Source organism: Sporomusaceae bacterium, from assembly GCA_031460455.1.
Classification (GTDB): domain Bacteria; phylum Bacillota; class Negativicutes; order Sporomusales; family UBA7701; genus Anaeroselena.
Genome location: JAVKTQ010000011.1, coordinates 1 through 11,758, shown reverse-complemented (window position 1 = coordinate 11,758; position 11,758 = coordinate 1). Strand labels below are relative to the sequence as shown.

At 63.5% G+C, this 11,758-nt stretch carries 10 protein-coding genes; 9 read left to right on the top strand and 1 reads right to left on the bottom strand.

Translation table 11 applies throughout. The annotated features are described in order from the left end of the window. The first annotated feature begins 65 nt into the window (after nt 1–65). The 4 genes from dcuS to RIN56_14915 all read left to right on the top strand — a co-directional run bounded on the left by dcuS (nt 66) and on the right by RIN56_14915 (nt 5,267). Nucleotides 66–1,676 carry a DcuS/MalK family sensor histidine kinase gene (gene dcuS / locus RIN56_14930; GenBank protein MDR7868089.1) on the top strand — a complete coding sequence of 537 codons (1,611 nt, stop codon included), beginning with the start codon at nt 66–68 and terminating at the stop codon, nt 1,674–1,676. Next, nucleotides 1,673–2,377, top strand: a complete 705-nt coding sequence (locus RIN56_14925) for a response regulator (GenBank protein MDR7868088.1) — start codon at nt 1,673–1,675, stop codon at nt 2,375–2,377. Before dcuS ends, RIN56_14925 begins: the two co-directional genes overlap by 4 nt. 206 nt (nt 2,378–2,583) lie before the next feature. Next, complete coding sequence (locus RIN56_14920; protein ID MDR7868087.1) at nt 2,584–4,008, top strand: anion permease; 1,425 nt, start codon at nt 2,584–2,586, stop codon at nt 4,006–4,008. Nucleotides 4,009–4,043: 35 nt separating this feature from the next. Further along, a complete protein-coding gene (locus RIN56_14915; protein ID MDR7868086.1) occupies nt 4,044–5,267 on the top strand; it encodes an NADP-dependent malic enzyme in 1,224 nt (407 codons plus the stop codon). A 45-nt stretch (nt 5,268–5,312) separates the two neighbouring features. Here the strand turns inward: RIN56_14915 and RIN56_14910 are convergent, their stop codons facing one another. Then, nucleotides 5,313–7,088 (bottom strand): serine hydrolase domain-containing protein, encoded by a 1,776-nt coding sequence (locus tag RIN56_14910; protein MDR7868085.1) that lies wholly within the window; start codon nt 7,086–7,088, stop codon nt 5,313–5,315. 348 nt (nt 7,089–7,436) lie between these two features. Here RIN56_14910 and RIN56_14905 point away from each other — a divergent pair, with 348 nt between their 5' ends. The 5 genes from RIN56_14905 to RIN56_14885 form a co-directional block, all read left to right on the top strand. After that, nucleotides 7,437–8,306, top strand: coding sequence for a methyl-accepting chemotaxis protein (locus RIN56_14905; GenBank protein MDR7868084.1), 870 nt, complete (start codon nt 7,437–7,439; stop codon nt 8,304–8,306). Nucleotides 8,307–8,616: 310 nt separating this feature from the next. Then, a complete protein-coding gene (locus RIN56_14900) occupies nt 8,617–10,344 on the top strand; it encodes a LytS/YhcK type 5TM receptor domain-containing protein (protein MDR7868083.1) in 1,728 nt (575 codons plus the stop codon). Continuing rightward, entirely contained in the window at nt 10,319–11,065 is a 747-nt protein-coding gene (locus tag RIN56_14895) for a LytTR family DNA-binding domain-containing protein (GenBank protein MDR7868082.1), read from the top strand. Before RIN56_14900 ends, RIN56_14895 begins: the two co-directional genes overlap by 26 nt. Nucleotides 11,066–11,215: 150 nt before the next feature. Then, nucleotides 11,216–11,617 carry a DUF3870 domain-containing protein gene (locus tag RIN56_14890; protein MDR7868081.1) on the top strand — a complete coding sequence of 134 codons (402 nt, stop codon included), beginning with the start codon at nt 11,216–11,218 and terminating at the stop codon, nt 11,615–11,617. Between the two features lie 47 nt (nt 11,618–11,664). Further along, nucleotides 11,665–11,758: CoA transferase (locus tag RIN56_14885; GenBank protein MDR7868080.1), on the top strand; the 94-nt coding region annotated here is incomplete at its 3' end.

Sequence of the window (11,758 nt, the reverse complement as noted above, 5' to 3'; positions counted from 1 at the left end):
GGGGGGAGGAGGATTATCCATTCCAGGGGCGAAAGAAGTGGTAAACCGACCGAAGGAGACACGCCATGAGCGCCGGCAAACCCTACCTGAATCTCCAGACCAAGATCGCCCTCCTCGTCTGCGGCGTCGTCGCCCTGGCGCTGCTGGTCACCAACACCCTTATCACCCGCCACATCGCCGCCACCGTCGAAACCAGCATCGGCGAAAACGCCGCCGACATCGCCCGCATCATGGCCAGATCGCCCCAGGTCATAGCCAGCCTCGCAGGCGGGTCGGAAGCGCCCGACCTGCAGGCGTTCGCCAGCGGCATCCGCAAAGCCACCAACGTCGAATTCATCGTCGTCATGGACATGGCCGGCATCCGCAAAACCCACCCCAACCCGGCGATAATCGGCCGGCACTTTGTCGGCGGCGACGAAGTCGCCGTGCTCAGAGAAGGCCGCGAATACACCTCCGTCGCCCAGGGCACCCTCGGCCTGTCGCTGCGCGCCTTCACCCCCGTCCTCGCCGCCGACGGCCGCCAGGTCGGCGCCGTCGCCGTTGGCATCCTCCTGCACGACGTCGAACGGGAAATCGCCCGCGCCCGCTCCATCATCTACCTTGCCGTCGGTGTCGGCCTGCTCGTCGGCGTAGCCGGCGCGCTCGCCCTTGCCGCCAACATCAAAAAAACCATGTTCGGCCTTGAGCCCTTCGCCATCGCCCGCCTTGTCGAGGAGCGCAACGCCACCCTCCAGTCGGTCCGCGAAGGCATCATCGCCGTCGACAAAGACGCCCGCATCACCGTCGTCAACGACGAAGCGATGCGTATCCTGCGCAAGGCCGGCCTCGCCGGCGACTTCATCGGCCAAAAGGTCACCGAAAAAATCGCCAACACCAGGCTGCAGGAAGTGCTGGAAAGCGGCCGGGTCGAACTCGACCAGGTGCAGAACATCAACGGCGTCGAAATCCTCACCAACCGCATGCCCATAAGGGTCGACGGGGAAGTCGTCGGCGCCCTCGCCACCTTCCGCGACAAAACGGACATCCGCCTGCTCGCCGAACAGCTCACCGGCATTCGCACCTACGCCGAAGCCCTCCGCGCCCAGACCCACGAATTCATGAACAAACTCCACGTCATCCTCGGCATGGTCAAAATGGAATGCTACGACCAGCTCGCCGCCTACATCAACAGCATCGCCCAGGCCCGCCAGACCGAAGCCGGGTTCGTCACCGGCCAAATCCGCGACCCGGTGCTGGCCGGCTTCCTGCTCGGTAAACTCAGCCGGGCCCGGGAACTGGGGGTCGAACTCGTCCTTGCCCCCTCAGGCAGCCTGCCCCCGCCCGCCGACCCGGAAACCGTCCACGAGCTCATCACCATCGTCGGCAACCTCATCGACAACGCCCTGGACGCTGTCGCCGACGCTCCCCGCAAACGGGTAACCCTCGACTTCGCCGTGGGCGGCGGTGAGCTCACCATCGCCGTTGCCGACAGCGGTCCGGGAATCGACCCCGCCAGCGGCGAAGCAATCTTCGCCAAAGGATTTTCCACAAAAGCCGACGACCGCGGGCTGGGGCTATACCTCGTAAAATGCAGCCTCGACCGCCTCGGCGGGCGCGTCGGTTTCGCCGCCGGCGACGACGGGGGCGCCCGCTTCACAGTAACGATACCCTACACACACGCGGAGGGAACGGCATGATCAAAGTCCTCATCGTCGAAGACGACCCCATGGTAGCCGAATTCAACAAACGCTACCTCGCCAGGACCGAAGGGTTCGAGCTGGCCGCCGTCGCCGCCTCGGGCGACGAAGCCCTGGCCGTCCTCGCCCGCGAAAACGTCGACCTCGTCCTCCTCGACATCTTTATGCCCGGTAAAACCGGGCTTGAGCTCCTGAGCGACATCCGCCGCGCCGGCGACGGGGTCGACGTCATCCTCGTCACCGCCGCCGCCGACCGGGGCAGCATCCAGAAAGCCCTCCAATACGGCGCCGTCGACTACCTCATCAAACCGTTCGAATTCGAGCGGCTCAACGCCTCGCTGACCGCCTACCGCGACAGGGTGCGGCTCATGCGGCAAAATGCCGTCCTCAGCCAGGCCGACCTCGACCGCCGCATCCTCCACAAAGACCTGCCGTCCCAGACCGAACTCCCCAAGGGGCTCGACCGCAACACCCTGCGCCGCGTCTGGACCCAGATCGCCGCCACCGGCGCCGCCGCCTTCTCCACCGAAGACATGGCCCGCACCGTCGGCATCTCGCGGGTATCGATGCGCAAATACCTCGACTTCCTCACCCGGCAAAGCGTGCTCGAAGTCGACGCCGTATACGGCGCCATCGGCCGGCCGGTCTATAAATACCGCTGCGTCAACGCCGACGAGGCCCTGGTCGCCAGATACTGGTGACGCGCCCCGCTTACATTAGTTACAAAACGATTGCTTTAATTGCATAAATGTTTACAAACTAACCTAACATAGCGAAAACCGGGGCCGGAAAGGTATCATGGAAATGATGAACGGGCTGGCAGCGTGCGAGCCTATCCCGACCGGCATCATTTCATACATCCGGAGCGCGCGCGGCAGCCCGAAGAAAAAGAAACAGGAGGGACAGCATGAACAAAGACCTCATTCGGGCCTTAGTGACAGTCGCCGTCGGCGCGGCCATCTGGTTCGCCCCGGTGCCTGCGGGAGTCAAGCCGCAGGCGTGGCACCTCTTCGCCATCTTCGTGTCCACCATCCTCGGTTTCATCCTCCAGCCGCTGCCGATGGGCTCGATTGCCATCATCAGTCTTACATTTTCCGCCCTCGCCGGCATACTCAAACCGGCCGAAGTGCTGAGCGGCTTCGCCAACGGCACTATCTGGCTCATCGTCGCCGCCTTCCTCTTCGCCCGCGGCTTCATCAAATCCGGCCTCGGCCGCCGCATCGCCTACAAATTCATGAGCGTGCTCGGCGGTAGCACTCTGTCGCTCGGCTACTCCCTCGTCGCCAGCGACCTCGTCATCAGCATGGCCACTCCGTCCAACACCGCCCGCGCCGGCGGCATCCTCTTCCCCATCGCCCGTAGCCTGAGCTCCGCTTTCGGTTCCGAGCCGGGCGACAGCCCCCGCCGCTTCGGCGCCTACATGATGCAGACCGTCTATCAGGGCAACGTCGTCACCTCCGCCATGTTCATGACCGCCATGGCCGGCAACCCGCTGTGCGTCGAACTGGCGCGCAAAACCCTCAACATCAACATCACCTGGATCGACTGGGCGGTGGCCGCCATCGTGCCCGGCATCATCTCGCTCATCGTCGTTCCCTACATCCTCTACATCATCTATCCGCCCGAAGTCAGGAAAACGCCGGAAGCCAAAGAAATCGCCGCCGCCGAGCTTGCCAAAATGGGCCCCATGTCCACCGCGGAAAAGATCGTCGCCGCCGCCTTCGTCCTCGCCCTGGCCCTGTGGGTCGCCGCCGGCCTCAAGAAAGTGCTGCCCTGGGTGCCGGTAGTCGACGCCACCATCGTCGCCCTGCTCGCCGTATCCATAATGCTTGTCACCAAAGTCCTCGACTGGAAAGACGTCCTCGATGAAAAAGGCGCCTGGGACACCCTCATCTGGATGGGCACCATCGTCGGCCTGGCCGGTTTCCTCGCCAAGCTCGGCTTCATCCCCTGGTTCGCCAAATACGTCAGCGCCAACATCGCCGGCATCGCCTGGGTGCCCGCCCTGGCCATCCTCCTCGCCGTTTACATGTACGCCCACTACGGCTTCGCCAGCCTCACCGCCCACATCACCGCCATGTACGCCGCCTTCACCGCCGTGGCCGTGGCCGCCGGCGCGCCCCCCATGCTCGCCGCGCTCGCCTTCGCCTTCCTCTCCAACCTCTGCATGTCCCTCACCCACTACGCCGCCGGCCCGTCGCCGATCTTCTTCAACGCCGGCTACCTCGACCAAGGCGCCTGGTGGCGGCTCGGCTTCATCGTCTCGGTCATCAACCTCGTCATCTGGGTCGGCCTCGGCTCGATGTGGTGGAAAATCCTCGGATTGTGGTAAAATATCCTTAAAGGAAATAGACAAGGGGGAGAACAATGGACATCCGGGAAGAAGCGCTCAAAGTCCGTAAGGAGCACCAGGGCATCTTGGGAGTCGCGGCCAAAGTGCCGCTCAAAAACCGGCAAGACCTCAGCATCCTTTACACTCCGGGGGTTGCCGAACCCTGTAAAGACATCAAAGCAAACAAAGACCTCTCCTTCGAAATCACCTGCCGCGGCAACATGGTCGCCGTCGTCAGCGACGGCACGCGCGTCCTCGGCCTCGGCGACATCGGCCCCGAAGCCGGCCTGCCGGTAATGGAAGGCAAATCCGTCCTCTTCAAAGTCTTCGGCGACGTCGATGCCGTTCCCATCTGCCTCGACACCAAAGACCCGGCGAAAATCATCGAAACCGTCAAACTCCTTCAGCCCAGCTTCGCGGGCATCAACCTCGAAGACCTCTCCTCCCCGAAATGCTACGACATCGAAGACACCCTTAAAAAAGAAATGGACATCCCCGTCTTCCACGACGACCAGCACGGCACCGCCATCGCCGCCCTCTCCGCTCTCATCGGCGCCCTCCGGTTCGTCAAAAAAGACATCAAAACAGCGCGGATAATCGTCAACGGCGCGGGCGCGGCCGGCACCGCCATCGGTCGCCAGCTCGTCAACGCCGGGGCCGCCAACCTCGTCATGGTGGACTTGGCCGGCGCCCTCTACGACGGCATGCCCGGCCTCAACCGCGTCCAGGCCGAACTGGCCAAAAACACCAACAAAGACAAGCAACAAGGCAACCTCGTCGACTTCGCCAAAGGCGCCGACGTCCTCATCGGCGTCTCCGGGCCAAACCTGTTCACCAAAGAAATCGTCGCCAGCATGGGCAAAGACGCCATCGTCTTCGGCATGGCCAACCCCGTCCCCGAAACCACCTACGCCGACGCCAAAGCCGCCGGCGCTAGGGTGGCGGGCACCGGCCGCTCGGACGCCCCCAACCAGGTCAACAACGTCACCGTCTTCCCCGGCATCTTCCGGGGAGCGATGGACGTCAGGGCGCGCCAGATCAACGAAGAGATGAAGCTAGCGGCAGCCTACGCCATCGCCGACCTGCTGCCGGAAAAAGACCTCAGGGAAGACTTCGTCGTCGTCGACGCCTTCGACCCGCGCGTCGCCCCGGCAGTCGCGGCCGCTGTCGCCAAAACCGCCATCGAAACCGGCGTCGCAAGGATTAATGTAGATCCCGAAGAAATCCGTAAACGCACCGCCGCCCGTATCGGTCGGTAAGCACATATTTAAAGGCCGGAGTCGAAGACTCCGGCCTTTGCCATCTCATAAATCCGGCAAAAACTCCTGCGCCTGAACCTTGCGGAACTCCAATCCGGCGAAATGCAGCCGCTCCTCGCCCGGCACCCCGGCCGCCGTCATCGTCTCCATCATCCGCCGTCCCAGGCCATACAGCACGGCTTCATTATCCGCCACCGGCAGGAGCACGAAGCGACCGCTTTCCCCCTCGGCGGCCAGCTCCACCGTCAGGAACCCGTCCTCGACGAACACGCGGAAAGCGTCGAGTTTCAGCTGAAGGTTCTGGTCGCCGACTAGCTCATACCCGCCCGCGTACCGCAGCCAGGAAGAGGGGATAGGGGAGGGGGCGCAGCGCATACCTGCCGTCGACACCTTCGCTCCGTCGCGGAGGAAAACGACCTCCTCGCCGTTCACCGTCCGGAAAGCCACAGCCATATCCTTGCCGAACAGCGACAGCGGCACAGGCGCCACTCCGCCAAGCAGCAGCTCCGGCGTCTGCCAGCCGTCCTCGCCGGGCGTCAGGCGGAAACGCCACCCCCGCACCGCCAGTTCCGGGCGCGCGCCGGGCTTCACCTTCGCCAGCCCCGCCACCGTCCCGTAAAAGCCGCCCGGCGCGGCCGCCGGCGTCCCCGGCGGCGGGGGCGCCTTGACAGCCGTTCCGTCCGCCGGTGTAAGCCCTGTTTTCACCGCGATGGCCGCCTTCATCAGGCCGACGACCGCGTCCTTCGACCGCGCCCCCGCCGAATTGGTCATAACCACCACCCCCAGCTTATGGTCGGGAGCGGTCAGCACATGGCAGCGGAACAGAAACGTCTCCCCGCCGTGGCCGGCTATCTTGCCGGCGTAGGCGAGCTCCGGGTACTCGAGGAAAAACTCCAGACCGATGCGGAAAGTGCCGTCAAGCGGCGAAGCCGGCTGTTCGCGCAGCAGCTCCCGCACCGCCGCCGGCGACAGGATGCGTTGTCCGCCGCTTTCACCCTCATTGAAAAGCATCGCCAGGAAGCGGCCAAGATCGGCCACGCTCGTATACAGGCCGCCTGCGGGCACGTCGCGGATGCCGACATCCGCCCGTTCCCGCCCGTCCTTATCGTAACCCTTCGCCAGGCGGCTCATCACCGCCGGCCGCGGGGCAAAGGACGAATGAGTCATACCCAGCGGCGCCAGCAGCCGCCGGTCGAGATAACCGGCGTACGCCTCGCCCGCCGCCCGCTCCACGGCCACGCCCGCCAGGCACGAACCGGCATTCGAATAAGCCGCGATATAGCCCGGCGGGTAAGCGGCGTACTCCTCCTTCAGCAAAGCGACAATCGCCGTAAAAGGCGGCGGATCGTCGCCCCACATGCCGCCCACGATATCGCTCGGCAGCCCCGCATGGTGGGTCAGCAGATGGCGGAGCGTCACCGGCGGCGCGGCCGGGAACCGCGACCGCAGTGAAAAATCGGGCAGATATGCGGCCACAGGCTTGTCCAGGTCCAGCTTCCCCTCGTCGCACAGCTGCATCGCCGCCGCTGCGTTCAGCAGCTTCGAAACCGAACCGGCGCGGTACACCGTAGCGGGTGTGGCCGGAACGCCCCCCGCGGCATCCGCCCACCCGAACCCCCGCGCCCAAACGATACGATCTCCGTCCACCACCGCCGCGCTCACCCCCACCAGCTTATACCGCTCCATCTCGCGGCCGATCAGCGCGGCGGCATACGCGTCGAAAGCCTGCCAGTCGCCGGGGAAGCTCTGCTGCGGCGCGGCCGGCGAACAGGCGGCCAGCAGCAGCAGTCCGGCGAGCAATACAAGGGAATAGCGTCTCACAGGCGTTTCCCCCCTTGTCCCAAGGTGGCTCATCATGTTGCCGGAGAAATTCGCCGCCATCGCCGCCAACCCCTGCCGGCCGCGCGGGACCCCGCTGGCAAAATATACATAAAGCAGACAGCATATTTCTGTGGCCATTCGCAGGAATCGTTTCGCCGTATGTAGAAAAAGTAGCCACCAAACAACATTGGCTTCAAGCACCACCACAGCGACATCCAAGCTTACCTGTCCCGGCGGCGCTCTAGCAGGAGCCTGCCGCACAAGGGCGGGCTGTCCGGCTTGCCTGTTACGCCCGGCAGCACCAAGGGGCCGTCTTGTGTTTGCATCATGGGAAGGGGAGATTATTCAATGACTACTGACGGCACTGCCAACAAAGGCCGCCGCACGGCGGCGGAAATCCTCGACATGTTCGCCGAAATCGCTCCATACCTCAACGACGCCGTCGCCGGCGACATCGGCGTATCGGTCATCAAGGACGGTGTATACATCGCCTACGTCCCGGCCGAATCGCTCAACCTCGGCAACAAGGTCGGCGACCCCGTCAAGGGCAAAGTCAGCCAGAGATGCCTTGAAACCGGCGAAACCATCACCGATATCGTATCGCGGGAAAAATCCGCCTACGGGGTGCCCTACGCCGCCTGCGCCATCGCCATCAAAGACGGCGACAAAGTTGTCGGCTGCGTCACCACCACCCAGACCGTCGACAAGCAGGAGAAGATCCAGGCGGCCGCCAGCGACCTGGCCTCATCCGCCGAAGAACTCACCGCCGGCATGCAGCAGCTCGCCGCCGGCGCCCAGACCGTCGCCGCCGCCAGCCACGACCTCGGCAAGCTCGGTCAGCAGCTCGCCGTCGCTGCCAAACAGACCGACGACATCGTCGCCTTCATCAAAAACATCGCTGACCAGACCAACCTCCTCGGCCTCAACGCCGCCATCGAGGCCGCCCGTGTAGGCGAACTGGGCCGCGGCTTCGGGGTGGTTGCCGAGGAAGTCCGCAAACTCGCCACCGCCAGCTCGGAATCGGTAAAAGAAATCACCACCGCGCTCAAGACCATCCAGAACTCGGTCAACTCCCTCGCCGGCAAAAGCGGCACCATCGACGCCAACATCAATAACCAGACACTCTCCATCCAGGAAATGGCCAAAGCCAGCCAGGCGCTTGCCGTCCTCGCCACCGAACTCACCCACGTAGCCGCCTCGCTGTACGAAAACCGCTAACCATAATCAGCAGCCAAAAAAGGCAACCCGCCGGCGGGTTGCCTTGTCGTTTATCGGGACTATCTCGTCCGCAGCGCGTTATAAGAAACCGTGGACGCATGGGCGATGAAATTGCTGGCGTACCTCTCCGGCCGGCGGGCGGCGATCTCGTCGAGGAGGCGGCGCCACCCTCCTGCCCGTCCCCGGAGGAAAAAAGCCGCCGAGGACGAATAATACCAACAACACACCGGCCCGGTCCGGCCGAACGGCACGCCGCATCTGCAAGTGTGGCTGGCAGGCCCGAAAAATATATCGATCGGGGTGGCCGCGAATGCTTGAATACCTGCTTTCGATAACCAGGCACCTCTTCCAGGAAATCACCGTACTCCTCTTCCTCGTCTTCCTCCTCGCCAGAACCAAAGGCTTCAAAAAATACATGCTCAACCACGAAGCGTCGCCGCGCGACAAACTGCTGCTCACGCTCGTCTTCGGCGCGCTCTCCATCCTCGGCACCTATACCGGCATGCCTGTCGACGGAGCCATCGCCAACACCCGGGCGGTCGGCGCCGTAGTCGGCGGCCTCATCGGCGGTCCGTTCGTCGGCGCCGGAGCCGGGCTCATGGCAGGCGTGCACCGCCTCTTCTTCGGCGGGGCCACCGTCTACGCCAGCGCCGCCTCCACCATCATCGAAGGCTTCATCGCCGGCCTGCTGGCATCCAAGATCAACCTGCGCAAAGAACGGTGGCGTTACGCCCTCTTCCTCACCGCCGCCCTTGAAGTGTTCCACATGGCGCTCCTGCTCCTCTCTCCCTCGCCGGAGCAGGCGCTCGAAATCGTCAAAGCCATCGGCGCGCCGATGATAATCATCAACTCCATCGGCGTCGCCGCCTTCCTCGCCGTCATCGACACCCTGTCGCGCGAACGGGAGAAAGTCGAAGGCGCTGCGGCCCAACTGACGCTGGAGATCGCCAACAAAACCCTCACCTACATGCGCAAAGGTCTCAACCCCGCCTCAGCCGCGCAGACGATACGGATAATCGCCGCCAGCGTCGAAAACCTGGCGGCTGTCGCCATCACCTCCCGCGACCGCATCCTCGCTTTCGAAGGCATGGGCAAAGACCATCACCGGCCCGGATCGGACAGCGGCATCATCACCACCAGCACCCGTCAGGTGATGAAAACCGGCCAATACCTGGTCGTCCAGCAGAAAGCCGGCATCGGCTGCGTCGACCCCGACTGCCCGCTCGCTTCCAAAGTCGTCGTGCCCCTCACCTACCGCGGCGAAGTCGCCGGCGCGCTCGTCCTCTACAAAGCCGCCGAAAACGGCATATCACCCTTCGAGGTCGAGCTGGCCATCGGCCTCGGCCAGCTCGTCTCCACCCAGATCGAAGCCAGCGGCGGCGAGCTCGAGGCCCAGCTCCGCACACGGGCCGAGATCAAGGCCCTCCAGGCCCAGATAAACCCCCATTTCCTCTTCAACGCCATCAACACCATCGTCTACTACTGCCGCAAACAGCCGGAGACAGCCCGCGAACTGCTGCTCCACCTCGGGCAATTCTACCGCAACAACATCAGCGGCCTCGAAGAACTCGTCGACCTGGAAACGGAAATCCGCCACGTCGACTCCTACGTCCACATCGAAATGGCCCGTTTCCACGGCAAACTCAAAGTCGTCTACGACATCCCGCCCGGCTGCAGCTGCCTGCTGCCGCCCCTCATCCTCCAGCCCCTCGTCGAAAACGCCATCCGCCACGGCATCTACCCCAAGAAAAGAGGCGGCGCCGTCAAAGTATCGGCCCGGATGACGGCCGGCACAACCGTCCTCACCGTCGAAGACGACGGTGTCGGCATGGACCCCGCCGTCGCCGCCAAGGCGCTCGAAAACGACCCCGGCAGGAAAACCATCGGCCTCGGCAACGTGAACGCCCGGCTCAAGAGCCTCTACGGCGAAAACTCCGGCATCAGAATAGAAAGCGCCCCCGACCGGGGCACCCGCGTCACCATCACCATTCCCGGCGAGAGGACTGAACGAGATGCGACTCAAAGCCCTGATAGTTGACGACGAATTCCCCGCCCGCGAAGAACTGGCCTGCATGCTTGAAGAATCCGGCGCGGTTGAAGTAATCGGCGCCTTGGAGGACGGGGAAGAAGCCCTGGAATTCCTGCGTGAGCGGCCGGTCGACGTCGTCTTCCTCGACATCCAGATGCCGACCATGGACGGGCTTGCCGCCGCCAGGGAAATCATGGCCCTCGCCGACCGCCCGCGGGTCGTCTTCACCACCGGCTTCAGCGAACACGCCGTCAAAGCGTTCGAACTCGAAGCCAGCGACTACCTCGTCAAGCCCTATTCCAAAGAAAGACTCGAAAAGGCGATCCGCAAGATCCAGGACCACTACGGCGGCGAGGAAAAAACCGCCGGCCTCCCGCCCGTGGGCACGGAAACCGGCGGCAAACTGCCCGTGTGGGCCAATGGCCGCCTCATCCTGCTGAGCACCGCCGACATCTTCTTCGCCAAGGCCGCCGGCAAAAGGAACACCCTCATCGTCGCCCGCAAAGGCGAGTTCGCCACCAGCACCACCCTGCGCGAACTTGAAGCCAAGCTGAGCAAAGCCAACTTCATCCGCACCCACAAAAGCTACCTCGTCAACGTCGAACGCATCGAAGAAGTCGTCCCCTGGTTCAACAACACCTACCTGCTGGTTCTCCAGGACTGCCCCGTCCGCGACATCCCGGTGGCCCGCCACTACGTCCGCGACTTCAACCTGCGCCTGCGCCTTTAGCCGCCGCCGAAAACCCACACTCTCAGGCCAATAATTTGGTATCTTAGTCCAACAGGTAAGACAAGCGGCAAAAAAGCAGCATATAATTAAAAAGTGGCAATAATATAAACAGAAATCCCATCCGCATATTTTCGCAGGGAGGGATGACCAGTGGGGAGAGAGACAAGGAACAAAATCCTATTTTCCGCTTACGCCAGACTGCCTGAAGGAACCTGCGGGGCCGAAGTGGTCAAAACCATCGGCATCGTCGTCGTCGTCGACATAAACGACGGCGGCCGCATCATCGACGCCGAATGCACGCTGCCCACCGGCGTCGCCCGCAAACTCATCGCCGAACTCCTCATCGGCCGGTCGCTGGCCGCCAACCCGGAACAACTCGTTTCCCAAATCGCCGCCGTTTTCCAGGACAGCAGCCTGCGGGCCGTCATTGCGGCCGTCCGCACATTGTACAACCGTTACGCCAGCCACATCCAGGCGGCAGAGGCGCGTCCCGCCATCACGATGCTGCCGGAGCGGCGCTTCGAAGGCCCGGACGCCACCGCCGCAAGCTAGTAGTAAGTCACCAAAATCACTACATATCTCATCAAGGGGGAGAATACATGAAACCGCTTAAAGACATCGTCGTCCTCGATCTCACGCGTGTCCTCGCCGGCCCCTACTGCGGCATGGTTCTGGCCGACTACGGCTGCAACG